This window comes from Streptomyces sp. NPDC048254 (genome assembly GCF_043201895.1).
In the GTDB taxonomy this organism is placed as follows: domain Bacteria; phylum Actinomycetota; class Actinomycetes; order Streptomycetales; family Streptomycetaceae; genus Streptomyces.
The window spans coordinates 201,911-225,989 of record NZ_JBICZJ010000015.1 but is presented as its reverse complement, the minus strand read 5'-3'; the positions used below and the strand labels follow the sequence as shown (position 1 = coordinate 225,989).

Genomic DNA, 24,079 nt, shown 5'->3' with positions numbered 1-24,079 from the left:
CCCCCGGTCCCTCCCATGGGTGCGGACGGACCGGGGTGTCGGGCCGCCGAAGCCACTCGGGCGCCGGCGGCGACCGCAGGAGCCGCCGCCCGCCGGCTCCTCAGTACCGCTTGCCCAGCCGCTCCAGCACGGCCTGGGCCATGGCTGCCTCGCCCTTGGCGTTGGGGTGGGCGGGAGCCGCCGGTGAGGTCGGCTGGAGGGGCTCGATCCAGCGGTCGGCGGGGGCCTTGCACATGTCGTGGCCGACGGTCGGGCCGTAGGTGTCCACGTACCGGGCGCCGTTCCACGCGGCGACCGCGCGCAGCATGAGGTTCAGCCGCTTCCCGACGTCCCGGAGGTAGGGGAAGTCCTTGGCGGCGAAGGGCACCGTCGGATAGCAGCCGCTGCCGTCGTCGGGCAGCAGGTCGGGGTAGCCGACGACCAGGATCCGGGCGTGCGGCGCCTGGGACCGGACGGCCCGCAGCACCTTGTCGACCTTGGGCGCGGTCTGCGCGATCCTGACCGTCAGCTGGTCGATGCCGGAGGCGTTGTAGTACCGCTGGCAGGGGTTGCCCGCCAGGTCCGTGGCACTGAGCGTCGCGCAGGTGCCGATGATGGAGCTGAACCCGATGTCGTTGCCGCCGATCTGGACCGTCACCAGGTCGGTGTCCCGACGGACGGCGTCGAGCTGAGGGCCGTTCGTGCCCTGCGCCTTCCACATCTCCGCGGTCGTCGCACCGCCGCAGCTCACGTCCTTGAACGCGCTGACGTGCCGCGCCGCCGCCACCAGCGAGGGGTAGTTGTGGTCGGAGCGGGCGCAGTTGGCGTCGACCTGCGTCGGGATCACGGGGCCCGAGGTGTAGGAGTCGCCGAGCGCCGCATAGCTCGTACCGCGGTCGTGGCCGCCGTGGTGGCCGCCGCCGTGCGCCGCGGCCGGTGTCGTGGACGCGGCCACCAGGGCGCAGCCGCCCAGCGCCGCCGCCACGGTCACCCTCCGCCGATGCCGTCTCGCCGAACCGTCGGACGAGGTGCCGTACGCCATGAAGATCCCCCCTGGAACCAGGACGCGCGCGGAACCGGTCCCGACGGGCGGCCCGCACGCGTGTGTGTCGGGGGTCTGTATACCGCCCGGTAGGAGTCCGGAGCCAGAGGTCGGACGCAATGAACTGGATCGAGTAACCAGCCCTGCCCGTAAGGGCATCGGGTGTGGCCGGCGGCCGGGTGCCGCCCTGCGCGATTGAACTTGGAAACCGATCGGTTTACGATGGCCGCAGCGACCGGAAACCGATCGGTTTCCGGGCTCTGTCCCAAGTCTGGAGTGTGAGTGTCATGACCGCGATCAAGGGCTCCGTCGTCCTCGTCACCGGCGGCAGCCGGGGCGTCGGAAAGGCGCTGGTGGAGGAGTTGTACGCACGCGGCGCCGGCAAGGTCTACGCGACCGCCCGCGACCCGCGCTCCGTCACCCACCCCGACGCGGTGGCGCTGGCGCTGGAGGTGACCGACCCCGACTCCGTGGCCGCGGTCGCCGAGCAGGCCCAGGACGTCACCATCCTGGTCAACAACGCGGGGGTCGCCACCGGCACCCGCTTCCTGACCTCCTCGCTCGACGACATCCGCCACGAGTTCGAGATCAACTTCTACGGGCCGCTGCTGCTCACCCGCGCCTTCGTCCCGCTGATCGAGCGCAACGGCGGCGGCCACCTTCTGAACGTCCACTCGGTGCTGTCCTGGGTGGCCGAAGGCGGCGCCTACAGCGCCTCCAAGTCGGCCTTCTGGTCGCAGACCAACAGCCTGCGCCTGGCGCTCCAGCCGCAGGGCATCGGCGTCACCGGCCTGCACATGGGCTATGTCGACACCGACATGGCGGCCCACGTCGACGCGCCCAAGGCGAAGGCGCAGGACATCGCCGCGGCCGCCCTCGACGGCGTCGAGTCGGACGCCTTCGAGGTGCTCGCCGACGACCTCACCCGCTGGGCCAAGGGCGCCCTGTCCGGCGACCCCGCCGCCATGTACCGGGAACTCGCCGCCCGGTGACCCGCTCCCTCTGACCGCCCGTCGGCCTCCCTCCGCCCGGTCGTGGAGGGGCGGCCGGCGAAAATTCCGGTGCCGAAGGGTTGTCGCCTGGTTGCCTCATCACTTAAATCAAATCCTGAACTAAGCGCGGAGGCGCGCCCGTCGGGCGCGTCCCGTGCCCATCTCAGGGAGCCGCTGATGAGACTGAGATCCCTGGGCGTAGCGCTCGCCGCCATGGCGGCGCTGCTCGCCCTGCCCACCGTGCACGCACCGGCGGCCCAGGCCGCCGACGCCCCCTTGTCCCAGGGGAAGACGGCCACCGCCTCCTCCGAGGAGAACGGCGGGACCGTCGCGGCGAACGCGGTCGACGGCAACACCGGCACCCGCTGGTCGTCCGCCTTCACCGACGACCAGTGGCTCCAGGTCGACCTCGGCGCCACCGCCACGGTCAGCCAGGTGGTCCTCAACTGGGAGACCGCCTACGGCAAGGACTACAAGGTCCAGATCTCCGCGAACGGCAGCAGCTGGACCGACCTCACCTCGGTCACCGGCGGGGACGGCGGCACCGACACCCTCGCCGTCTCCGGCCAGGGCCGCTACGTCCGGATGCAGGGCGTGCACCGTGCCACCCAGTACGGCTACTCGCTCTGGGAGTTCCAGGTCTTCGGCACCACCACCGGCACGCCCCCGGTCCAGGGTGGCGGCGACCTCGGCCCGAACGTGATCGTCGTGGACCCGTCCACGCCGAACCTCCAGCAGAAGTTCGACTCCGTCTTCGCCCAGCAGGAGTCGGCCCAGTTCGGCACCGGGCGCTACCAGTTCCTGCTCAAGCCGGGCACCTACAACGGCATCAACGCACAGATCGGCTTCTACACCTCGATCTCCGGCCTCGGCCTCAACCCCGACGACACGCAGATCAACGGTGATGTCACCGTCGACGCCGGCTGGTTCAACGGCAACGCCACGCAGAACTTCTGGCGTTCGGCGGAGAACCTCGCCATCACGCCGTCGAACGGGACGGACCGCTGGGCCGTGGCTCAGGCGGCCCCCTTCCGTCGTATCCACGTCAAGGGCGGCCTCAACCTGGCCCCGAACGGCTACGGCTGGGCCTCCGGCGGCTACATCGCCGACTCGAAGATCGACGGCACGGTCGGCCCTTACTCCCAGCAGCAGTGGTACACCCGGGACAGCTCGGTGGGCGGCTGGACCAACGGCGTCTGGAACATGACCTTCTCCGGCGTCCAGGGCGCGCCCGCGACCAACTTCGACTCCGGCCCGTACACCACGCTGGACACCACCCCGGTCTCGCGGGAGAAGCCGTTCCTGTACCTGGACGGCAGCACCTACAAGGTCTTCGTCCCGGCGAAGCGCACCAACGCCCGGGGCGTCTCGTGGCCGGCCAACGCGGGCACCTCGCTCCCGCTGGACCAGTTCTACGTGGTCAAGGCCGGCGCCACCGCCGCCACCATCAACCAGGCCCTCGCCCAGGGCCTCAACCTGCTCTTCACGCCGGGCGTCTACCACCTCGACCAGACCATCAACGTCACCCGCGCCAACACCGTGGTCCTCGGCCTGGGTCTGGCCACCCTGGTCCCGGACAACGGCGTCGACGCCATGCACGTGGCCGACGTGGACGGCGTGAAGCTCGCCGGGTTCCTCATCGACGCGGGCTCGGTCAACTCCGACACCCTGCTGCGCATCGGCGACCCCGGCTCCACGGCCGACCACTCCGCCAACCCGACCAGCATGCAGGACGTGTTCGTGCGCATCGGCGGTGCCGGACCCGGCCTCGCCACCAACTCCGTCGTGGTCAACAGCAACAACGTGATCATCGACCACACCTGGATCTGGCGCGCCGACCACGGCAGCGGGGTCGGCTGGGCCACCAACCGCGCCGACTACGGCCTCCGGGTCAACGGCAACGACGTCCTGGCCACCGGCCTGTTCGTCGAGCACTTCAACAAGTACGACGTCTACTGGAACGGGGAGAGAGGGCGCACGATCTTCTTCCAGAACGAGAAGGCCTACGACGCCCCCAACGCCGCCGCCATCACCCACGACGGCGTCGTCGGCTACGCGGCCTACAAGGTCGCCGACACCGTGACCAGTCATGAGGCATGGGGTCTCGGCAGCTACTGCAACTACACGGCCGATCCGTCGATCGTGCAGTCCAACGGCTTCCAGGTGCCCACCGGTTCGGGGATCAAGATGCACGACCTGCTGGTGATCTCCCTGGGTGGCATGGGCCAGTACGCCCACGTCGTCAACACCACCGGATCACCGACCTCGGGGACCAGCACGACCCCCTCCAAGGTGACGCAGTTCCCCTAGCCGGCTAGGCCGTCGTCCGCCGGGCCGGACGCCGCAGCAGCAGCCGTCGTGCGGGCCGCTCCACGCCCTCGTAGAGGAGCCAGGACAGGCCCAGCGACACGGCGAACGCGACGGTGGCGACGGCCGCCCCGGTGAACAGGCCGAAGCGCGGGCGGGTACCGAGCAGGTGGGTGCCCGCCCGCAGCACCAGCAGATGGACCATGTAGAACGCGAACGACAGCTCGCCGAGGCGCACCAGCCACCGGCGACGCCACAGCGAGGGCAGCCCGCGCAGGTCCGCGAGGGCGGCCGCGGGGATGAGCAGTGCGAAACCCATGATGGTGCAGGCGGTGGCCGCGTACTCGTCGGTGACCTGCGGGACCAGGAAGTAGCCGATGACGGCCAGCGCCAGCGAGGCCTCCAGGCCGGGGCCGCGCCAGCGGCCGAGCAGCACCAGCCGCGCGGCGGCCGCGCCGAGCACGAACTCGGGCAGCCGGGCCGCCGGGAAGGTGCTGATCGGCTGGTCCCACCAGTGGTGGGAGTCCGTCCAGGCCAGCACCAGCACCGCGAGCACGGCCAGTCCGGCCAGCAGCCTGGCGCCCCGCGCGTCCAGCCGGCGCAGCACCAGGGCCAGCAGCGGGAACGCGGCGTAGAAGAAGGCCTCGCAGGCCAGCGACCAGCTGACCGGGTCCAGCGTCTGCCACCACGGCCGCCACCACGAGTGCACCAGGAAGACGTCGGCCAGGCCCTGCGGCAGGGTCGGCTTCGGCTGGCGGGGCAGCGTGAGGGCCATCAGCAGGGCGATGACGACGGTCACCAGGTGCACCGGATAGACCCGGGCGACGCGCCGCCACCAGAAACGTCCCGCCCGGTCGCCCGGACGAGCGGACCACATCAGGACGAACCCGGACAGCACGAAGAAGAACGACACCCCTGACGCGCCGGCCTCGAATCCCCAGGACACGAAGCGGGCGCCGGTGCCGCCGAAGTAGCGGAAGTTGTGCACGTGCAGTCCGAAGACCAGCAGCGCGGCCATCCATCTCAGCCCGGTGAGGGACGGCAGCGAGGAGGCGGGGGCGGACGGCTGGGTACGGGAGGGTGGCGCGGCGGCCGGAGCGGTCGGAGGGGCCGTGGTCGCCGTCGTCATCAGGTCACCTGCCGGAGGGTTCGCGCGTGGAGCATGGAACGGAGCGTTGCCCGTTCCACACCTTTCATTCCGGCCTCGTACGAAACATCACACCAACGCCGAGCAGCGGCCTCGGCCAAACGGGCCGTAGCGGCCGGATGGGCGGGTGCGACCCTACCCGGACGGCGGACAGGGACCGTGGCCCTCGCGGGGCGCCGCACCCCCCGCCCCGACGCCCTGGACCGCGCGTTCGCAGTACAGGCGGCGCGCCGAAACACGGGGGCACGAACGGGTGATGCGGCCCTATGTCGTGTTGACGTCGCTACGACGGGGAGGGCGTGGCGTCGGCGCTCCGCCGGTCCTCGGAGGGCGCGACCCGCGCCGCCGAGGGAGCCGTCGAGGCTCCACGGGTGGGGACCTGTGTGGCGCGGCTCTGCCCGGGCGCGGTGCTGGGGCGCGGCGAGGGGCTGGCGGGTGCGTGGGTCGCCGGAGGGCGGTGCGGGGCGGTGGGGCTGACGGCCGGTGGCGCGAGGGGGACCCGCGGGGACACCGGCGCCGACGGCGTCGTCAGCCGCAGCGGCAGGGCGACCAGGAGGGCGACGGCGCAGGTCACCCCGGCGCCGGCCGCCGCACGCACCAGCCGGCGGCGGCCCGCGGCCCGCCGGATCTCCTCGTACCGGCCCGGCGGCGGACCCAGATAGGCGGCCGGCGGCCGCAGAACGACGGTGAGGGGATCGTCGGGGCCGTCGAACTCCGACTCCTCGTCAAAGCGTGTGGTCAAGGCTTCTCCTCAGATGGCCGCGGAGCAGTTCACGGGCCGCGTGCAGATCGGCCTTGACGGTTCCCTCCTTGCGCCCGGTCAGCTCGGACACCTCCCGGATCGGCATGTCAGCGTAGTAGTGCAGCAGGATCGGGACGCGCAGTCGCTCCGGCAGCGACTGCACCAGCAGCCGTACCGAGGGATCCGCCTGCTCGGGGTGCGGGCGGGTCGCGGCCTCCGAGCCGACGCGGCGCACGGTCCGGCGCTCGCGCTCCAGCTTGCGCCAGTGGTCCCGGACGAGATTGGCCGCGGTGACGTAGAGGAAGCCGCGGGGCTCCTCCACCGACGTCCACCGGGCCCACAGCCGGGTGAACGCCTCCGAGGCGATCTCGTGCGCCGTCTCGTCGTCGTCGACCAGCCGGCGGCACCAGCCGGCCAGGCGCGGGTACAGGGCGGCGAACAGCTCGGACGCCGCCTTGTCACGGGACCGTTTCAACGTTCTCCAGGGTCGAAGGGCTCGTCGGGGACGTTGTGGAGGATGCGGAACCGGGTCGGTACGTTCCACCGGTCCCGCATCCGTGTCCGCCGGGTCAGGCTGACGTGCCGGTCAGCGTGGCGAAGACGATCACGTTGTCGAGGTAGCCGTCGCCGCCCCGCGGGCCGCCGCAGGTGATCAGCCGCAGCTCCGGGCGGTCCACGTCCCCGTACACGTCCTCGGTCGGGAACTTCGCCTTGGCGACCGTACGCACCTCGTCGACGGTGAACACCGCCGACCGGCCGTTCTCCAGACGCGCCACGACCTGCTCGCCCCGGTGCAGCTCCGCGAGCCGGCGGAAGACGCCGTCACCGTAGGCGCCGACTGTGACATGGCCGAGGATCACCGACGGGCCGACCTGCCCGGGGGTGGGGGAGTGGCGGTACCAGCCGGCCCGGTCGTGCGCGGTGATCGGCGGTACCTGCACCGTGCCGTCGGCCGCCAGCCCCAGCCGCAGCAGCGGGGTGTCGACGCCGATCGCCGGGATGCGCAGCCGGACCGGCGCGGAACGCCCGAGCGCGGTCGGCGTGGCGGACGGCGAGGGCACCGACGGTTGCTCGCGGCGGACGGTGGTGGCCGTCGAGTGGGCCGCTTGGCCCGCACAGCCCGCCAGCAGCGAGGCCGTCGCGGCGGTGACGAAGGCGCGCCTGGAGAGCGAGGTCATGCCCCGGTCGCCCGGCGGCGACGCACGGCGAACACCACGGCGCCCGCGGCGAGCGCCGCCGCCGCCGCGCCGCCGCCGATCAGGGCGCTCTCGGTACCGGAGTCCGAGGACGGCTCCGCCACCCCGGTGTCGGGCGCGCCCGCGGGCACGGCCGCGACCTGGCCGCTGTCCCGGGTCGGCGCGGGGGTCGAGGCCCGGGTGGGCTCGGCGGACGGGGCCTGGGACGGGACGGCGGAGGGTTCCGCGGAGGCGGCGGCGGACGGTGCCACGGTCGGGACCGGGCTCGGGCTGCTGCCGTCGGCGAACGCGGGCACGGTGCCGGCCAGGACGGCCGTGCAGGCGAGTGCCGTGGCGGTCAGGACAGTTCGGCGCATGGAGACGCTCTCTTTCGTCGGCCCGCGGTGGTCAGGGCGGGCTGAGTAACGGATCGAGCGGAGAGACGACCCGGCGCCGGGACAGGTTGCAAAGAGATGGCAAAGTCCGCGGAGGGGTGGTGGCCGGCAGGCGGGAGTTGTCCGCTTCGGCACCAAACTTGAACGGTTTGTTTTCTTGAATCACTCGTGTTTATGAGGATAGGTTGGCGCCATGACCGCATCCCAGCCCCCGACCACCGCCGACGAGCTGCGTGGTGCCGGCCTGCGGGTGACGGCCGCCCGCGTCGCGCTGCTGGAGACCGTTCGCAACGGCGACCATCTCGACGTCGAAGGGGTCGCCTCGGGCGTCCGCGAGCGCGTGGGCCACATATCGCTTCAGGCCGTGTACGACGCGCTGCACGCGCTCACCACGGCAGGACTCGTACGCCGTATCGAACCGGCCGGCAGCCCGGCCCGGTTCGAGGGGCGCGTCGGCGACAACCACCACCACGTCCTGTGCCGGTCGTGCGGTGCCGTCGCCGACGTCGACTGCGCGGTCGGTGACGCCCCGTGCCTGACCGCTTCGGACGACCACGGCTTCGCCATCGACGAGGCCGAGGTCATCTACTGGGGCCTGTGCCCCGCCTGCTCCACCGTCATTAGTTCCTGAGTACGTTGATCCGCCCCTTCCGGAAGGATTTCCCCCATGTCGGAGACCCAGGAGAACACCGCGGGCAAGTGCCCGGTCGCGCACGACCGTGCCCCGCACCCCACCCAGGGCGGCGGCAACCGCCAGTGGTGGCCCGAGGGCCTCAACCTGAAGATCCTCGCCAAGAACCCGGCCGTCGCGAACCCGCTCGACGAGGGCTTCGACTACGCCGAGGCGTTCCAGGGTCTTGATCTCGCGGCCGTGAAACGGGACATCGCGGAGGTGCTCACCACTTCGCAGGACTGGTGGCCGGCCGACTTCGGCAACTACGGCCCGCTGATGATCCGGATGGCCTGGCACAGCGCGGGCACCTACCGCATCTCCGACGGCCGCGGCGGCGCCGGCGCCGGCCAGCAGCGTTTCGCCCCGCTCAACAGCTGGCCGGACAACGGCAACCTGGACAAGGCCCGCCGCCTGCTGTGGCCGGTCAAGAAGAAGTACGGCCAGGCCATCTCCTGGGCCGACCTGATGATCCTCACCGGCAACGTGGCCCTGGAGTCGATGGGCTTCGAGACCTTCGGCTTCGGCGGCGGCCGCGAGGACGTCTGGGAGCCGGAGGAGGACGTCTACTGGGGTCCCGAGAAGGTCTGGCTGGACGACCAGCGCTACACCGGCGACCGTGACCTGGAGAGCCCGCTCGGCGCCGTCCAGATGGGCCTCATCTACGTCAACCCGGAGGGCCCCAACGGCAACCCGGACCCGATCGCCGCGGCCCGCGACATCCGCGAGACCTTCCGTCGCATGGCGATGAACGACGAGGAGACCGTCGCCCTCATCGCCGGTGGCCACACCTTCGGCAAGACCCACGGCGCCGGCCCCGCCGAGAACGTGGGCGCCGACCCCGAGGGCGCCCCGATCGAGCAGCAGGGCCTCGGCTGGAAGAGCACCTACGGCACCGGCAAGGGCGGGGACGCGATCACCAGCGGCCTCGAGGTCACCTGGACCACCAAGCCCACCCAGTGGAGCAACGACTTCTTCAGCATCCTCTTCGGCTACGAGTGGGAGCTGACCCAGAGCCCCGCCGGCGCCAACCAGTGGGTGGCCAAGGACGCCGAGGCGATCATCCCGGACGCGCACGACGCGTCGAAGAAGAAGCTCCCGACGATGCTGACCACCGACCTGTCGCTGCGCTTCGACCCGATCTACGAGCCGATCTCGCGCCGCTTCCACGAGAACCCGGACCAGTTCGCGGACGCCTTCGCCCGCGCCTGGTACAAGCTGACCCACCGTGACATGGGCCCGAAGTCCCTGTACCTCGGCCCGGAGGTCCCGGCGGAGACCCTGCTGTGGCAGGACCCGCTGCCGGCGGCCGAGGGCGAGACCATCGACGCCGCCGACGTCACGGCCCTCAAGGCCAAGCTCCTCGACTCGGGCCTGACGGTCTCGCAGCTGGTCTCCACCGCCTGGGCGTCGGCCTCGACGTACCGCGGCAGCGACAAGCGCGGCGGTGCCAACGGCGCCCGGATCCGCCTGGAGCCGCAGCGCGGCTGGGAGGCCAACGACCCCGACGAGCTGGCCCAGGTGCTGCGCGTCCTGGAGGGCGTCCAGCAGGAGTTCAACTCCGGTGCCAAGAAGGTCTCCCTCGCCGACCTGATCGTCCTCGGCGGTGCCGCCGCCGTGGAGAAGGCCGCCAAGGACGCCGGTGTGGACATCGAGGTGCCCTTCGCCGCGGGCCGGGTGGACGCGACCGACGAGCACACGGACGCCGAGTCCTTCGCGGCCCTGGAGCCGACGGCCGACGGCTTCCGCAACTACCTCGGCAAGGGCAACCGCCTGCCGGCCGAGTACCTGCTCCTGGACCGCGCCAACCTGCTCGGCCTCAGCGCCCCCGAGCTGACCGTCCTGGTCGGCGGTCTGCGTGTGCTCGGCGCCAACCAGGGCGGGTCCAAGCACGGTGTCCTCACCGAGACCCCGGGCGTGCTGACCAACGACTTCTTCGCCAACCTGCTGGACTACGGCACGGAGTGGAAGTCGACCTCCGAGGACCAGACCACCTTCGAGGGCCGTGACCTGGCCACCGGCGCGGTCAAGTGGACCGGCACCCGTGCCGACCTGGTCTTCGGCTCCAACTCCGAGCTGCGTGCGGTCGCCGAGGTCTACGCGAGCGACGACGCCAAGGAGAAGTTCGTGAAGGACTTCGTCGCCGCCTGGACGAAGGTCGCCAACGCGGACCGGTTCGACCTGGTCTGATCCCGGCGAAGCCCGGTGCCCGACGCCCGGACCGGCCACATCGGCCGGCCCGGGCGTCTTCGTATGGGGCCGGACGGTCCACGCGTATGCGGTCGCACGGCCGACGCGTTCGGCTTTACCGTCCGCGTGTGCGGCTTCACGTTCCAACTCCCCGAAGTTTGCTGCACATCAGCGGTTCTTTACCTCACCATGACCTCGACTCCCGTTGTTCACGCGACCTTCGCAGACTCTGCACGTCCTGGAGTCACCCCCCGTCCCGACCGCCCGCGGGAGTTCGCGCATGAGCCACGGTCACAGCCACGACCACGGTCATCATCACCATCACCACACGGACGCCGACGCCTCGTCGCTGCCGCCCGCCCTCGATCTGTCGGTCCCCGACGAGGAGCTGACGCACGGTCAGCTCTCCCGCCGCTCGATGCTGCGCCGCACCGGTCTGCTCGGCGCGGGCCTCGCGGCCGGCAGTGTCCTCGCCGGCGCGGGTCAGGCCGCCGCCTCGGTCTCCTCCTCGCACTCCCAGAGCGGCCGCTCCGGCGGCTACCTGTGGCTGGCCGGTGACCACCACATCCACACCCAGTACAGCTCGGACGCCAAGTACCGGGTCGTCGACCACGTCCGGCAGGGGAACGCGAACGGCCTGGACTGGATGGTCATCACCGACCACGGCAGCGAGGCACACGCCAAGATCGGTGTCGAGAAGGTCAACCCGGACATCGTCGCCACCCGTGAGGAGATCGACGACACCCTGGTCTTCCAGGGCCTGGAGTGGAACATCCCGGCCGCCGAGCACGGCACGGTCTTCGTCCACCCCGGCAAGAACGAGGTGGCCGTGCTGAAGGAGTTCGAGAACTCCTTCGACGGCTCGGTGAAGGGCGCCTCCGCGAGCACCCCCGCGAACGAGGCGCTGGCCATCTCCGGCCTCAACTTCCTCGCCGAGCAGGTGCAGCGCCGCAAGGTCAAGGACGCGCTGTTCCTCGCCAACCACCCGGCGCGCAAGGGCATCGACTCCCCGCACGAGATCCGCGCCTGGCGCGACGCCCAGCCGTCGATCGCCGTCGGCTTCGAGGGCGCCCCCGGCCACCAGGCCGGCGGCCTGCCCAAGCCGAACGGCCCCGGCGGCGCGCGTGGCATCTACGACGGCAGCCCGAGCGCCGACTCCTTCGCCGGCTACCCGCTGGAGAGCTACCGCACCTGGGGCGGCTTCGACTGGATGACCGCCACCGTCGGCGGACTGTGGGACAGCCTGCTCGCCGAGGGCAAGCCGTGGTGGATCACCGCCAACTCCGACTCCCACAACGTGTACGCCGACGCCGCCGTCCGCGGTCCGAACAGCGACTTCAACGCCAACGGCCGTTACAACGACCCGGTCTACGGCGGTGCCATCAGCCTCACCGACACCGACTTCTGGCCCGGCCAGTACTCCCGCACCCACGTCGGTGCCGCCTCCTTCTCCTACAAGGCGGTCATGGACGGCATCCGGGCCGGCCGGGTCTGGGTCGACCACGGCGGCCTGATCAGCGGCCTGAACGCCCAGCTGCGCTCCGGCTCCCGCGAGGTCACCCTGGGCGGGGTGCTCCAGGTCCGCAAGGGCAGCAAGGTCGACCTGGTCGTCGAGATCAGCCTCGCCAACGGCCCCAACTGGGCGCAGTTCATGCCGGCCCTGGCCCGTGTCGACGTCATCCAGGGCGATGTCACCGGCGCGGTCTCCGACAAGGACACGTTCGCCACGCCCGCCACCAAGGTCGTGAAGTCCTTCGAGGTCAACGAGTCGACCGGCTCGGTCAAGCTGACGTACTCCCTCGGCCGCCTCGACAAGCCGGTCTACGTCCGGCTGCGCGGCAGCGACGGCAACCGCTCGGCGGTCGGCATCCACGGCGCCGCCGTGGACCCGGCGGGCCCGGCCATCGACGTCCTCGGCGACGCGGACCCGTGGAAGGACCTCTGGTTCTACTCCAACCCCATGTGGGTCCTGCCCGCATGACCTCCTTGCATCACGCCTCCGGCGTCCACTCCGTCATCGGGGTGGACGCCGGTACGGCGACCCTGCGCGAGGCCGACCACCTGGTCCATGAGCTGCTGGACCGACTGGCGCTCACGGAAGGCGTGTTCGCCTGCACCCACCTGTACCGCACCGACGAACGCCGGGGCACGGCGGTCTCGCTGGCCGTCCCGGACCCGGACGCGGTGTGGCAGGAGCTGCCGACGGCGCTGCCGGAGGGCACCGGCCTCGCCCTGGCCGACCGTACCCACGGCCCGGACGACGCGGTGGCCGCCGCCCGCCGGGCGGCAGCCGCACCCCGCGCCTCCGGGCGGGCCGTGGTCTACCCGGGTGTGCGGCACCTCACCGGCACGGTCACCGCGGGCGCCATACTCGACCGCACCGCCATCGAACGCCTCGTGGTACTCGGCGCACCGGCCGCCGAACTCCCGCCCGCCACCGGGGTCCTGACGCAGGACCACGTTCGCCCGGAGTGGCGGGACGGCGTCCTCACCCTGCCCCTGGTCCCGGCGGCGGGCGGCCTGCTGGCCCCGTTTGAGGTCCCCAACCCCACCCCGTGCTGCGCGGACCACCCCTGACGCGCGGGTTATCCCTTAGTGACATGGCCTGGTCAACTCTGTCAGGCTTCGGACTCGCACCACTCGTAACGCGTGACCTGTGACCGCTCCCCGGCGCACCCCAGCCGGACCGGCGGTCACCGAGCAGACCGGGATCCCGGTCGCCGCAAAGGAGTTTCGTGTGAGATCGACCCCCCACAAGGCCTTCGCCACCAGTGCGTTGGCCATCGCGGCGCTGGCCGCGGCCCTGCTCCCCGGCAGCACGGCGTCGGCCGCCGAGGAGGCGGCCTGCACTCCGACCCAAGTGGTCGCCAACGGCGGCTTGGAGAGCGGCACTTCGTCCTGGACCCAGTCCTCGACCAGTGTGATCACCAGCCGTACCGGGCAGAGCGCCCACGGCGGCACCAGCTTCGCCTGGCTGGACGGCACCGGCGGCACGCACACCGACACGCTGAGCCAGAGCGTCACGATCCCGTCGGGGTGCAGCAGCGCCACCCTCACCTTCTGGCTGCACATCGACACCGCCGAGACGACCTCGTCCACCGCGTACGACAAACTCACGGCGAAGATCGGCGGCACGACACTCGCGACCTACTCGAACCTGAACAAGGCCACCGGGTACGTCCAGAAGTCGTTCGACGTGTCGGCGTTCGCCGGCCAGACCGTGAGCCTCGCCTTCACCGGCACCGAGGACTCCAGCCTCCAGACGAGCTTCGTCCTGGACGACATCGCCCTCAACACCTCCGGCGACACCGCCCCGCCGGCCGACTCGACGCGCACGCCGGCCGCCCCGTCGTACACCGTCAGTCTCAGCAGCAACACCGCCGGCACCGTCTGGACCGGCCACGAGAGCACGACCTTCACCAACGCGTCGGCCACCCCGCTGACCGAGGTGTACCTGCGGCTGTGGGACAACTACCACGGCACCTGCTCCGCGCCGCCGATCACGGTCACCAATGTCACCGGCGGCACCGCGGGCGCCCTCTCGGTCGCGTGCACGGCTCTCCAGATCGCGCTGCCGACCCCGCTGGCGCAGGGCCAGTCGACCACGATCGGCTTCGACCTGGGGATCACCGTCCCGAGCGGCGCCGACCGGTTCGGCTACGACGGCGCCTTCAGCATGATCGGCAACGCGCTGCCGGTCCTCGCGGTCAAGGACGGCTCGGGCTGGCACCTGGACCCGTACACGAACAACGGCGAGTCCTTCTACTCCCTGGCCGCCGACTTCAAGGTGACCCTCGACCACCCGACCACCCTGCTGGTCCCGGCCACCGGTACCTCGGTCGACACCCCCGGCACCAGTGGACGCACGGTCACCACGGCCACCGCGTCCAAGGTCCGCGACTTCGCGTGGGCGGCGGGCCCGTTCACCAAGATCTCGGGCACCTCGACGGCGGGCACCCCGATCAACATCTACTCGGTCTCCGGCATCAGTTCGTCCAGCGCGCAGTCCATGCTCACCACCGCGAAGACCGCGGTCGACGCCCACGCGGGCCGCTTCGGCGCCTACCCGTACGGCGAGCTGGACGCCGTCATCGACAACAACTTCTGGTTCGGCGGCATGGAGTACCCCGGCTTCGTCCTCGACCTGGTCAGCACCACGGCGCTCACCCATGAGATCGGCCACCAGTGGTTCTACGGCATCGTCGGCGACGACGAGTACAACAGCCCCTGGCTGGACGAGGCGTTCACCGACTACGCCACCGACCTGGCCCTGGGCAGCACCGGCACGAACTGCTGGAACAGCGTCTCCTGGGCCTCGTCCGCGGAGAACATCACCAACTCGATGGCCTACTGGGACGCCCACTCGTCCCGCTACTCCACCGTCGTCTACGGCTACGGCAAGTGCGCCCTGCACGATCTGCGCCGCACCCTGGGTGACACCGTGATGGCCAAACTCCTGAAGGACTACGCCACTTCGCACTGGTACGGCGTCTCGACCACGGCCGAGTTCAAGGCCGCCGCGCAGGCCGCCACGACCACCGACCTGACGTCGTTCTGGACCACCCACCGCATCATCGGCTGACGCACACCGGCCCGTACGCCCGGGCGTGGATCGGCCGTTGGTCAAGGCCGTCCCACGCCCGGGCCGTTCCCGCTCCTGGCGTACACCGCGGTGTGGTAATCCTTCCGTCGTCCCGTACGCCGAGGAATGCCGTGGTACCGCTTTCATGAACCAGTCCCGTCCCCTTGCCCTCCGTCGCCGCGAGCTCTCCGTGGCACCGGAACGGCTGGCGATGCTCGGCGACGCCGTGTTCGCCATCGCCATCACCCTGCTCGCGCTCGACATCAAAGTCCCCGAGGGCCTGCACGACTCCGAGGTCGCCCACGCCGTGCGGGAGGTGTTCCCCGCGATCGGCGCGTACCTGCTGAGCTTCGCCGTCATCGGCGTGCTCTGGCTGACCCAGCACGCTCTGTTCACGCTGGTGGCCGAGGTCGACCGCTGGCTGCTCTACCTGTACTTCGCCCTGCTCGCGGTCGTGGCCGCGCTGCCCTTCCCGACCAAGCTGCTCAGCGAGTACGGCGAGACGACCACGGCGACGGCCTGCTACTCGGGCGCGATCGCCCTGTCCCTCGGGCTCCTGTGCGCGATGTACCTGCGGCTGCTGACCGCGCCCGCGCTGACCACCCCGGAGGCGAACCCCGGGCGGCTGCGGAAGGTGGTCCGCGACAACCTCCTGGTCGTCCTGGTATTCGCCACGGCGATCCCGGTGGCGTTCTGGTCACCGGGCCTGGCCAAGTACTGGTGGCTGCTGTCGATCCCGGTCCGCGCCGTGCGCCGCAGGCCCGCGGAGAGCGCCGCCGAGGCGCCGGCCGAGGCAGAGCCCGGGAACTGAGGGCAGCGCGGGGCCCCGGCCCGCGGACCGGGGCCGTGAAGGGCCGGCTCAGGTCAGGAGACGGTCCTGATGGCCGTCTCGACGAAGCGGGCCGTGGTCTTCGGGTGGCTGATCATCGGCACGTGCGACGCGCCCGGCACCTCGATGACCTTCTTGGCCTTGGTGCGCTCGTAGAAGAACCGCTCCAGAGCCGGCGGGATGGCCTTGTCCTCGCCGGCCACCAGGCCGAAGGACGGGATGGTGCGCCAGGCGGCCGCCTGGGTGACATCGGTCAGCGAGGAAGCGCTGAAGGGCCGCTGGGTCGCCTGCATCAGCCGCGTGGTGGCCACGGGCAGGTCGGCGCAGAAGGCCGCCCGGAACTTGTCCGCCGTCAGGTAGAGGTCGGTTCCGGTGGAGCCGTCGGCGTTGGTGAAGGGCACCGCCTCGGCGGCGTCGGCGATCAGGGAGCCCGGGTACTTGTTGAGCAGGACGCCGAGCTGCTCGCCCTCGGCGGGGGCGAACGAGGCGATGTAGACGAGCGCCTTGACGTTGTCGTTGCCGGCGGCCGCGTTGGTCATGACGGCGCCGCCGTAGGAGTGCGCGACCAGGACGATCGGGCCCTCGATCGAGGCGAGGACGCTGGCCAGGTAGGGGACGTCCGTGGGCAGGCCGCGCAGCGGGTTGGCGGGCGCGACGCACTCGTAACCGGCGTGCTGGAGCTCGGCGAGGACGCCGTTCCAGCCGGAGGCGTCGGCGAAGCCGCCGTGCACCAGGACGACGGTCGGCCTGACCTTGGAGGTGCTCCGCCCGGCGGTCGCGGCGGTGGCGACGGACGGGGTGAGGAGGGCCGACGTCGCGGCTACGGCCGCTCCGGTGGCGAGCACGCCGCGGCGCGAGAACGTGGGACGGTCCTGCATGAAGTGGCTCCTGTGTGATGTGCGGGGAAGTGCGCCTCGCCCGGGCCCAGGGCCGTCCGACGAGGCGGTCGTACGCTGCCCGGAAACCCCCGGCGCAGGTCAGGACGTGGCGGTGCCCTCGGCGGCCTGGGCGATGACGGCCGCCACCGAGGCCGGACGCGAGACGTAGACGGCGTGGCTGCCCGGGGTCTCGGTGACCGTCGCCCCGGCGCGCTCGGCCATCGTGTGCTGCACCGGCGGCGGGATCATCCGGTCGTCGGTGGCGACCAGGTACCAGGACGGCCTGACCCGCCAGGCCGGCTCGGTGATCGCCCCGCCGGCCGCGTCCAGGCCCCACGGCACCTGCGAGTCGGCCATGAAGGACGCCTGCGCCTCGGGCACGTCGGCGGCGAAGGACGCCGCGAACTTCTCCCGGTCCAGGAACAGGAACCCGTCCCGGGGCGGCAGGATCGGCGGCACCGGAGCGCCGGGCGCCGGGTCGGAGACCAGCGTGTTGACCGACTCGCCCTTGTCGGGGGCGAACGCGGCGATGTAGACGAGCGCGGCGACACCGGGGTGGTGGCCCGCCTCGGTGATGACCGCACCGCCGTAGGAGTGGCCGACCAGGACGGCGGGGCCGTCGAGGTCGTCGAGGACCTGGTGGGTGGCGGCCACGTCACCCGCGAGCGACAGCGTCGGATTCTGGACGATCGCGACCCGGTAGCCGTCGGCGGTCAGCTGCTCGTGCACGCCCTGCCAGCCCGATCCGTCCACGAAGCCACCGTGTACGAGCACGATGTTCCTGATGGTCGTCATTTACGCCCCTGACCTGGAGGGACAGGCCCCACGCCTGTCCGATGCGCCCCAGTCAAGTCGCGCGGGCCCGGGCGGACCACGCAGAACAGCACGCAGAACCACGGCACTTCACGCCGTCCGGATCACGGCGCGGCGGCCGCCCGCTCCGCACAGCGGCCGTACGCCTCGGCGTCGCCGAGCGCCTCGAACATCCTGGCCGCGAGCGTGTAGGCCCGCCGGCTCTCACCGGTCCGGCCCTCCTCGGCCAGCAGGTCCGCGAGGTTCTCCAGACCGTCGGCGTACCAGTGGCTGGGGTCGAACCGCTCGCCGGGAGCGGTGGCCTCGGCCAGCGCCGCGATGGCCTCGTCACGACGGCCCAGCAGCGCCAGGCACTTGCCGAGCGGGACCAGCGTGTGCCGGCGGATGAACTCCGCGGTGCCCGGGGTCATCCCGGACCCCTCGTCGCTCGCCAGGGCGACCACCTCACGCAGGCTCTCCAGCGCCTCCTCGTGGCGCCCCAGATCCCGCAGGCAGAGACCGAGGTTGATCAGGCTGGAGCAGTAGGCGTCGGTGTCACCTGGGCCCTTGAACATCTCCGCCGCCCGGGACGCGGACGCGGCGGCCTCGTCGAGCCGCCCGAGCAGCCGGTACCCCGGTACGGCGTAGCAGTGCGCCCACGCGACCTGTGCCGTCGCGCCGCTGCGGGTGGCCAGGTCCATCGCCTCGGCCGTGTACCGCAGGACGGCCTCCGCATCCCGGGTCTGGACCCCGTGCACCCAGGCCACATGGTTCAGCTGGGCCGCGTGCCGCGCCCGGTCACCGAGGGCGGCGGCGGCCTGCGCGCCGAGCGTGAACACCTCGTTCCAGTGCGGACCGTGCAGCCAGCGGTCGGAGTACCACTCCATCGCCTCCGCGCAGTCCAGCACCACGGCGTGCCGACCGTCGGCAGCCGCGAGCCGCAGCGCGCCCAGCCAGTTGTCCGCGTTGGCGCGCAGCCATCCGTCGGCCTCCTCCGGGGACGTGGGAGAGGCGAGGCCGGTGCCCTCCTCGTCCGGGCGGCCGTGCACGGGCCCGAACCAGGCGCCCGCGGTCGTGGTGGTGCGCAGCAGCCAGGACGTGATCCGCTCGGTGAGCGCCTCGATCTCGTCGGCGGTCTCCTCCTGCTGCAACCGGTCACGGGCGAAGAGCCTGACCAGGTCGTGGAAGCGGTACCGGCCCGCGGCGGTGTCCTGCAACAGGCCCAGGTCGACGAGGTCGTCGAGCGCGTCCCAGGCGTCCTCGGCCGAGGTCCCGCCGGCCACCGCGGCGAGGGCGGCGTCGAAGTCCCGCCCCGGCACGACGGCGAGCCTGCGGAAGATCCGCCGCGCGGTGGGGGCGAGTTGCTCGTACGACATCCCGAACGCGTTGGCGATCTTGAGGTCGCCGGCCCTGAACTGGTCGAGGCGGCGCTCCTCGTCGGCCAGCCGATGGGCGAGTTCGTCGGCGCTCCAGCCGGGCCGGCTCACCAGCCGGTTGCCGATGATCCGCAGTGCCAGCGGCAGCCCGCCGCACAGCTGCGCGAGCCGGGTGAGCGCCGACTCCCCGTCCGTGGCGGACCGTTCGCCGAGAATGCCGGTCAGCAGCTCGGTGGCCTCCGGCATCTGCAGGGGGCCCAGGATGAGCCTGCGCACGCCCTCCAGGCCGGACAGCAGCCGCCGGCTGGTGACCAGCGCCCGGGCCGCGCCCCCGCCCGGCAGCAGCGGGCGGACCTGCTCCTCCGACGCGGCGTTGTCGAGGACGACGAGGACCCGCCGGTCCCGCAGCAGTGAGCGGTACAGGGAGGCACGCCCGTGGGTGTCGGCCGGCAACTGCTGCTCCGCGACGCCGAGCGCGCCCAGCAGCAGCGCCAGGGAGTCGTCGACGGTCAGCGGCCGCTGGGACATGCCGAACAGGTCGAGGAAGAACACCCCGTCGGGAAAGCCCGGCCGGACGGCGTGGGCGGCGCGGATGGCGAAGGTGGTCTTCCCCAGCCCGGCCGAGCCGGTGACGAGCCCCACCACGGCGACGCCGGGCGCCAGTTCGCTCTGCACCAGAGCGTCGACCCAGGCCACTTCGGCGGACCGGCCGGTGAAGTCGTCGACGGACCGGGGGAGTTCGCATAGTCCGGTCGGACGGGTCCAGTGATCCCGCAGCCGGGCGTCCCGCGCGAGCTGCAGGAGTTGCTGCCGGGCGTCGTAGGCCAGCGAGAGCGCGTCCGCGACGGCGGTGACGGTCCGCTGCTGGGGCCCCTTGCTCCGGCCGCGCTCGATGTCCGACAGGGTCCGGGCGCTGACCCCCGACACGTCGGCCAGCTGCTCCAGGGTCAGACGGGCCGCGCGGCGATGGCGCCGCAGCAACTGGGCGAAGGTCGGACGCTCGTCGATCGGGCTGCTCCTTCTCGGCGATATGGGCACTTGACCCACTTCGAACGCCCGTAAGCCTACTCGGGTCCCGCGGAGCTCCCGCCCCGTCGCCCGAAGGGCCCAGCAGAACTTGCATCACTCGAACGGCGGCCCTGGCGTGCAGCCGGTCGCCCGACCCGGAAGCCTAGGATCCATCACCGGACAAACAGGACATCTCTCGCCTTGTCCGGTAGGGGCGGGGCATCACCTCACGACTGAAGGAGACGGGATGTCGCACCGCGCCGGGAGAACCCGCTGGCGGCTCTTCGCGGTGGTCCTGGTGCCCTCCGTCGCCGCGTGCGCCACCGTCGGTATCGGCATGGCGCAGGGCGTGCTCGCCGCGTCGTTCTTCATCTCCGGCCAGAAGTTCCAGGTCACCGCCGATTCACTGACCGCCCGTGGGGTCAGCCTCTATAGCATGATCGACGTGACCAGGAAGCACGAACTCGTCCCCGTCGTGGTCACCGGCTTCCGGCACGCGAAGGTCAGCGGCCTGTGCGAGGCCATCACGGTCGACGTTCCGGTGCTGGGCACCCAGACCCTGCGGCTCACCAGCGGCGACCACCAACTGGCCGAGGCGTCGGACCTGTTCCTCGACGCGACGGCCGAAGGGGCATCGGACGCGAACTTCACCGGCCTCGACATCGGTGTCGCCCAGGGCGCCGTCTCCAAAGGCCCGGTCAGGTCCGGAGACCGGGACTCCCGGTTCTTCAATCCGGACGGCATCGCCCTCCAGTCCACCTCGGTCACCCTGACCGACGTACGGGTGAACACGCTCGCGCTGTCCGCCGGCACCTTCAACGTCCCGGGTCTGCGGGTGCGCATCCAACCGGGCAACCGCACATGCCCCTGACCCGGCGGACGACGAGACCACTGATCAGGACAGGACGCGTGATCACCAACCCCTTCGCCGGACCGGGCGAACTGCTCGCCGCGGCACCGGAGTTCCGGCGCAGATTCCGGACCTGGCGCGGCGAACGCCCCTTCTGGGCCGCGCTGTTCACCTTCGCCGCCGGGCTGCCCATCCTCTACTGGCCCTACGCGAGACTGGACCTGGGCGGCATCCCGCTCGCGCTGTCGACCACGTCGGGCGCCGGGTCTCTGGTGATCGGAATCCTGCTCCTGGTCCTGGGCGTCGCGCTCTGCTGCCGTACCCATCTCCGGGTCTTCGCGGGGATCGCCACCCTCCTGCTCGCCGTCATCTCCTTTCCCGTGGCGAACTTCGGCGGCCTCTTCCTCGGTGTCGCCTCCGGCCTGATCGGCGGCTCCCTGGCCTGTGCCTGGCTGCCGCCCACGGCCGGGGAACCGCCGACACCGCCGAGCGAGGGCGGGACCACGGCCGTGCCGGCGGCGGAGGGCCCCAGTGGCGACAGCTGACGACCGCGCCGGCGACCGCGCCCACACCGACGGGCGTGGTCGCCCGGGCCGTACGAGTACGACCGGTTCCGTGCTCGCCCGTGCGTTGCGGCCGCTCGCCTGCGCGGCCGCCGTGTCCTGCCTGTCCCTGTCGCTGTACCCGGGGGTCCCGCGCCCGGGCGTGGGCCTGTCCGCGGCGCCCGCCGACGCGCCACGCCTGGGCGCACACCCGCCCCGCGCCGCCAAGGGCTCCTGGGTGCTGCGCGCCGACCGGCTCGTGCTGCGCGGCGCCAGGTTCCACGGGACGGCCACGGTGCACACCGCGACGGGTACCGTCCGGGCACTGAAATTCACCGTGCGGTCACTGGACGCCGTCGACCTCGACCTGACCGCGGGCCGGGGCCGCGCCGCGCTGCGCCTGCGGGCCAGACCGGCGACGACCTCGACGCTCAAGGCCCAGGGCGCCCGCGGAGTGGTCACCCTTTACGTCCGCAAGCTGTCCGGCAGGGTCACGGGCCTCGGCGGCAGCCCGCTCCCGGCGCGCCGTACCGTCACCGTCACCCCCGGGGCCGTACCCCGCTGGCTCTCACGCCCGGTCACCCGCACGCGCACGATCACCCTGGTCTCGGCGACCGTGGTACAGGTCGTGCAGCTCGGCGGCCGACTGTCCATCAAGGGACCGCGGTTGCGGGCCGCGGCCAGGTGACCTACGCCCCCGGCAGCAACCGGACCGTGAGGATCTGCGACGCGTGTCCGACCGGGCCGTCCACGTCGTGCAGGACCGTGCTGGTGAGACCCTGTCCGGTCGGGCCGAAGGTGACCTTGGTGTCCAGCCCGGTCCAGCGGCCACGGGGCTGGCGGTGCAGGTGGATGGTCAGGTCGATGTTCGGGAACATCCACTCGGTGGGCGGCTGCCGGACGGCGATGCCGTTGGCGGTGTCGACCAGGGTGAGATACGAGGCGAGCGTGCTGACCGGAACACCGGCGACCAGCTCCAGGGGCGAGGTGATCCAGGCGGCCGTGCGGCCCGGGCGCCGCGGTTCGACCGGGCGGATCTCCACGGAGTCGATATAGCCGCCGGGCCAGAGCTCGCCGGCCGGCCAGGGGGCGAGGGAGTCCGGCGGGACGAGACGGTCGTCGGGGCCGCCGGCGACCGCGGTGGTGTCGAGTTCGGCCAGGTACCAGGCGCGGGCCCGCAGGACCGAGCGGCCGGAGATCCGTACGACCGCTTCCAGCAGCTCGATGGTCCGCCCGGGACGGACGGTCTCCACCTCGATCTCGCATTCGTCCAGGGCCAGGCGGCCGAGGATGTCGTAGCTGATCCGGGACAGCAGCAGACCGTTGTCCGGGCCCGCCGCCCGATACCGGTCCAGGGCGTGCACGACGAGCCCCGACAGCGGACTGAAGTGCTGCTCGTCCGGGGCCCAGGCCCCGGACGCGTGCGGCGTCGGCTTGTAGCGGCGGTCGTCGACGGCCTCGAAGTAACTGCCCTGGGACACGGTCGGGAGGGACAACGGACGCTTCTCCTTACGGGGTGACCACCCTCGACGCTACCGGCATCCGATCGTCTCGGCGCGTGAGAAAGTGCACAGTGCAACCACTGTGCGGGCGGCACGGGTTCGTTCTCTCGTGCCGGCTGCCGTGCGGTCAGCGGAGGATGACGCGGGCCAGTTCCCACAGCCGCTCGGCGTTCGCGGGGTCCAGGGCGTAGGGGGCCACGCCGGGTACGCCGAGTTCGGTCGGACGTTCGGCGGCCCGCGGGGATTCGTTGACGTCCTCGAAGTAGCGTCCGCCCACGTCCTGGACCAGCGCGGACGCAGCCAGGAACACCGAGGTGGCGGCGCCCTGTTCGACCGTCTTGCGGTACGGCTCGGGGGTCCTCAGACCGCCGGTGTGCCGCTGGAGGTTGGTGGCGATCGCCCCGGGGTGCAGGGCGTTGGCCCTGATGCCCTCGCCCGCCCAGCGACGGTCCGCCTCCACGGCCAGAAGCACCTCGGCGGACTTGGACTGGCCGTAGGCGCCGAGCGCGTCGTAGGGACGGAAGCGGTAGCCGAGATCGTCGAAGACGACGGGCGAGAACAGGTGGCCGCTGGAGGACACGGTCACGACACGGGCGCCGCCGGCCTCGGCGAGCGCGCCGCGCAGGCCCAGGGTCAGAGCGAAATGGCCCAGGTAGTTGGTGGCGAACTGCTGCTCATGGCCGCGGCTGCCCCGTTCGAGCTCGGGCAGCATCATGATCCCGGCGTTGTTGACCAGGATGTGCAGGGGCCCGCGCCACGAGGAGGTGAACGCCGTCACGGAGTCCAGGTCGGCGATGTCGACGTGGGCGACGCGCACCGCGTCGTTCCCGGTGGCCCCGCGCAGTGCGGCCGCGACCTGTTCGCCCGCCTCCGGCCGGCGCACCGCGAGCGTCACCTCGGCGCCCGCGGCCGCCAGCGCCCGCGCGGTCTCCACCCCGATCCCGGATCCGGCGCCGGTGACGACGGCACGCCTGCCGGACAGGTCGACGCCGGCGATCACCTGGGCGGCGGTCGAGTGCCGGTCGAACGGACTGCGGAACAGCTCGGACACAGGGGCTCCTCACGAGGACGGACGGGCTCC

At 71.8% G+C, this 24,079-nt stretch carries 22 protein-coding genes; 11 read left to right on the top strand and 11 right to left on the bottom strand.

What is annotated here, in order from left to right; all coding sequences use genetic code 11:
* Window positions 1-100: 100 nt before the first annotated feature.
* A complete protein-coding gene (locus ACGFZQ_RS35575; protein ID WP_393843814.1) occupies window positions 101-1,021 on the bottom strand; it encodes an SGNH/GDSL hydrolase family protein in 921 nt (306 codons plus the stop codon).
* 287 nt (window positions 1,022-1,308) lie between these two features.
* On the opposite strand from ACGFZQ_RS35575, the gene ACGFZQ_RS35570 reads away from it, so the two are divergent.
* Together ACGFZQ_RS35570 and ACGFZQ_RS35565 are read left to right on the top strand one after the other, a co-directional pair.
* The gene (locus tag ACGFZQ_RS35570) at window positions 1,309-2,013 is read left to right on the top strand and encodes an SDR family oxidoreductase (RefSeq protein ID WP_393843813.1); all 705 of its coding nucleotides are present in this window, start codon (window positions 1,309-1,311) and stop codon (window positions 2,011-2,013) included.
* Between the two features lie 177 nt (window positions 2,014-2,190).
* Window positions 2,191-4,323 carry a discoidin domain-containing protein gene (locus ACGFZQ_RS35565; RefSeq protein ID WP_393843812.1) on the top strand — a complete coding sequence of 711 codons (2,133 nt, stop codon included), beginning with the start codon at window positions 2,191-2,193 and terminating at the stop codon, window positions 4,321-4,323.
* A gap of 4 nt (window positions 4,324-4,327) precedes the next feature.
* Here the strand turns inward: ACGFZQ_RS35565 and ACGFZQ_RS35560 are convergent, their stop codons facing one another.
* The 5 genes from ACGFZQ_RS35560 to ACGFZQ_RS35540 form a co-directional block, all read right to left on the bottom strand.
* Window positions 4,328-5,449: an acyltransferase family protein gene (locus ACGFZQ_RS35560; protein ID WP_393843811.1), complete on the bottom strand. Its 1,122-nt coding sequence runs from the start codon at window positions 5,447-5,449 to the stop codon at window positions 4,328-4,330.
* Window positions 5,450-5,750: 301 nt separating this feature from the next.
* A complete protein-coding gene (locus tag ACGFZQ_RS35555; protein WP_393843810.1) occupies window positions 5,751-6,209 on the bottom strand; it encodes a hypothetical protein in 459 nt (152 codons plus the stop codon).
* Entirely contained in the window at window positions 6,193-6,684 is a 492-nt protein-coding gene (locus ACGFZQ_RS35550; RefSeq protein ID WP_382547150.1) for an RNA polymerase sigma factor, read from the bottom strand. The genes ACGFZQ_RS35555 and ACGFZQ_RS35550 overlap by 17 nt, the downstream gene beginning before the upstream one ends.
* 94 nt (window positions 6,685-6,778) lie before the next feature.
* Window positions 6,779-7,387: a class F sortase gene (locus tag ACGFZQ_RS35545; protein ID WP_393843809.1), complete on the bottom strand. Its 609-nt coding sequence runs from the start codon at window positions 7,385-7,387 to the stop codon at window positions 6,779-6,781.
* Window positions 7,384-7,761: a sortase-dependent protein gene (locus ACGFZQ_RS35540; RefSeq protein WP_393843808.1), complete on the bottom strand. Its 378-nt coding sequence runs from the start codon at window positions 7,759-7,761 to the stop codon at window positions 7,384-7,386. The genes ACGFZQ_RS35545 and ACGFZQ_RS35540 overlap by 4 nt, the downstream gene beginning before the upstream one ends.
* 211 nt (window positions 7,762-7,972) lie before the next feature.
* Between ACGFZQ_RS35540 and ACGFZQ_RS35535 the strand changes: the two genes are divergently transcribed.
* The 6 genes from ACGFZQ_RS35535 to ACGFZQ_RS35510 all read left to right on the top strand — a co-directional run bounded on the left by ACGFZQ_RS35535 (window position 7,973) and on the right by ACGFZQ_RS35510 (window position 16,032).
* Window positions 7,973-8,410, top strand: a complete 438-nt coding sequence (locus ACGFZQ_RS35535) for a Fur family transcriptional regulator (RefSeq protein ID WP_382547141.1) — start codon at window positions 7,973-7,975, stop codon at window positions 8,408-8,410.
* 36 nt (window positions 8,411-8,446) lie between these two features.
* A complete protein-coding gene (katG, locus tag ACGFZQ_RS35530; RefSeq protein ID WP_393843807.1) occupies window positions 8,447-10,639 on the top strand; it encodes a catalase/peroxidase HPI in 2,193 nt (730 codons plus the stop codon).
* A gap of 280 nt (window positions 10,640-10,919) precedes the next feature.
* Window positions 10,920-12,620, top strand: coding sequence for a PHP domain-containing protein (locus ACGFZQ_RS35525; protein WP_393843806.1), 1,701 nt, complete (start codon window positions 10,920-10,922; stop codon window positions 12,618-12,620).
* Window positions 12,617-13,216, top strand: coding sequence for a hypothetical protein (locus ACGFZQ_RS35520; RefSeq protein ID WP_393843805.1), 600 nt, complete (start codon window positions 12,617-12,619; stop codon window positions 13,214-13,216). The genes ACGFZQ_RS35525 and ACGFZQ_RS35520 overlap by 4 nt, the downstream gene beginning before the upstream one ends.
* A 160-nt stretch (window positions 13,217-13,376) precedes the next feature.
* Window positions 13,377-15,221 (top strand): M1 family aminopeptidase, encoded by a 1,845-nt coding sequence (locus ACGFZQ_RS35515; protein ID WP_393843804.1) that lies wholly within the window; start codon window positions 13,377-13,379, stop codon window positions 15,219-15,221.
* A gap of 145 nt (window positions 15,222-15,366) precedes the next feature.
* A complete protein-coding gene (locus tag ACGFZQ_RS35510; RefSeq protein WP_393843803.1) occupies window positions 15,367-16,032 on the top strand; it encodes a TMEM175 family protein in 666 nt (221 codons plus the stop codon).
* 53 nt (window positions 16,033-16,085) lie between these two features.
* Here ACGFZQ_RS35510 and ACGFZQ_RS35505 read toward each other — a convergent pair whose 3' ends face one another.
* The 3 genes from ACGFZQ_RS35505 to ACGFZQ_RS35495 form a co-directional block, all read right to left on the bottom strand.
* Window positions 16,086-16,928 carry an alpha/beta fold hydrolase gene (locus ACGFZQ_RS35505; protein WP_393843802.1) on the bottom strand — a complete coding sequence of 281 codons (843 nt, stop codon included), beginning with the start codon at window positions 16,926-16,928 and terminating at the stop codon, window positions 16,086-16,088.
* 99 nt (window positions 16,929-17,027) lie between these two features.
* Window positions 17,028-17,723, bottom strand: a complete 696-nt coding sequence (locus ACGFZQ_RS35500) for an alpha/beta fold hydrolase (protein WP_393843801.1) — start codon at window positions 17,721-17,723, stop codon at window positions 17,028-17,030.
* A 122-nt stretch (window positions 17,724-17,845) separates the two neighbouring features.
* The gene (locus ACGFZQ_RS35495) at window positions 17,846-20,134 is read right to left on the bottom strand and encodes a tetratricopeptide repeat protein (protein WP_393843800.1); all 2,289 of its coding nucleotides are present in this window, start codon (window positions 20,132-20,134) and stop codon (window positions 17,846-17,848) included.
* A gap of 217 nt (window positions 20,135-20,351) precedes the next feature.
* Between ACGFZQ_RS35495 and ACGFZQ_RS35490 the strand changes: the two genes are divergently transcribed.
* Genes ACGFZQ_RS35490 through ACGFZQ_RS35480 form a run of 3 tightly spaced genes read left to right on the top strand, consistent with a single transcriptional unit; the run spans window position 20,352 to window position 22,184 of the window.
* Window positions 20,352-20,975, top strand: a complete 624-nt coding sequence (locus ACGFZQ_RS35490; protein WP_351734357.1) for a DUF6230 family protein — start codon at window positions 20,352-20,354, stop codon at window positions 20,973-20,975.
* 38 nt (window positions 20,976-21,013) lie between these two features.
* Window positions 21,014-21,499 (top strand): DUF6114 domain-containing protein, encoded by a 486-nt coding sequence (locus ACGFZQ_RS35485; protein WP_351734359.1) that lies wholly within the window; start codon window positions 21,014-21,016, stop codon window positions 21,497-21,499.
* Window positions 21,486-22,184 carry a hypothetical protein gene (locus ACGFZQ_RS35480; protein WP_393843799.1) on the top strand — a complete coding sequence of 233 codons (699 nt, stop codon included), beginning with the start codon at window positions 21,486-21,488 and terminating at the stop codon, window positions 22,182-22,184. The genes ACGFZQ_RS35485 and ACGFZQ_RS35480 overlap by 14 nt, the downstream gene beginning before the upstream one ends.
* Window position 22,185: 1 nt before the next feature.
* Here ACGFZQ_RS35480 and ACGFZQ_RS35475 read toward each other — a convergent pair whose 3' ends face one another.
* Complete coding sequence (locus ACGFZQ_RS35475; RefSeq protein WP_393843798.1) at window positions 22,186-22,992, bottom strand: thioesterase family protein; 807 nt, start codon at window positions 22,990-22,992, stop codon at window positions 22,186-22,188.
* A 133-nt stretch (window positions 22,993-23,125) separates the two neighbouring features.
* Entirely contained in the window at window positions 23,126-24,040 is a 915-nt protein-coding gene (locus tag ACGFZQ_RS35470) for an SDR family NAD(P)-dependent oxidoreductase (protein ID WP_393843860.1), read from the bottom strand.
* Window positions 24,041-24,079 lie beyond the last annotated feature (39 nt).

Bases quoted from the DNA above. Each gene is read 5' to 3' on its own strand.
- ACGFZQ_RS35490 (WP_351734357.1), top strand. From the start codon at position 20,352: ATGTCGCACCGCGCCGGGAGAACCCGCTGGCGGCTCTTCGCGGTGGTC.
- ACGFZQ_RS35570 (WP_393843813.1), top strand. From the start codon at position 1,309: ATGACCGCGATCAAGGGCTCCGTCGTCCTCGTCACCGGCGGCAGCCGG.
- ACGFZQ_RS35505 (WP_393843802.1), bottom strand. From the start codon at position 16,928: ATGCAGGACCGTCCCACGTTCTCGCGCCGCGGCGTGCTCGCCACCGGA.
- ACGFZQ_RS35520 (WP_393843805.1), top strand. From the start codon at position 12,617: ATGACCTCCTTGCATCACGCCTCCGGCGTCCACTCCGTCATCGGGGTG.
- ACGFZQ_RS35575 (WP_393843814.1), bottom strand. From the start codon at position 1,021: ATGGCGTACGGCACCTCGTCCGACGGTTCGGCGAGACGGCATCGGCGG.
- ACGFZQ_RS35565 (WP_393843812.1), top strand. From the start codon at position 2,191: ATGAGACTGAGATCCCTGGGCGTAGCGCTCGCCGCCATGGCGGCGCTG.
- ACGFZQ_RS35560 (WP_393843811.1), bottom strand. From the start codon at position 5,449: ATGACGACGGCGACCACGGCCCCTCCGACCGCTCCGGCCGCCGCGCCA.
- ACGFZQ_RS35525 (WP_393843806.1), top strand. From the start codon at position 10,920: ATGAGCCACGGTCACAGCCACGACCACGGTCATCATCACCATCACCAC.
- ACGFZQ_RS35500 (WP_393843801.1), bottom strand. From the start codon at position 17,723: ATGACGACCATCAGGAACATCGTGCTCGTACACGGTGGCTTCGTGGAC.
- ACGFZQ_RS35545 (WP_393843809.1), bottom strand. From the start codon at position 7,387: ATGACCTCGCTCTCCAGGCGCGCCTTCGTCACCGCCGCGACGGCCTCG.
- ACGFZQ_RS35535 (WP_382547141.1), top strand. From the start codon at position 7,973: ATGACCGCATCCCAGCCCCCGACCACCGCCGACGAGCTGCGTGGTGCC.
- katG (WP_393843807.1), top strand. From the start codon at position 8,447: ATGTCGGAGACCCAGGAGAACACCGCGGGCAAGTGCCCGGTCGCGCAC.
- ACGFZQ_RS35540 (WP_393843808.1), bottom strand. From the start codon at position 7,761: ATGCGCCGAACTGTCCTGACCGCCACGGCACTCGCCTGCACGGCCGTC.
- ACGFZQ_RS35510 (WP_393843803.1), top strand. From the start codon at position 15,367: ATGAACCAGTCCCGTCCCCTTGCCCTCCGTCGCCGCGAGCTCTCCGTG.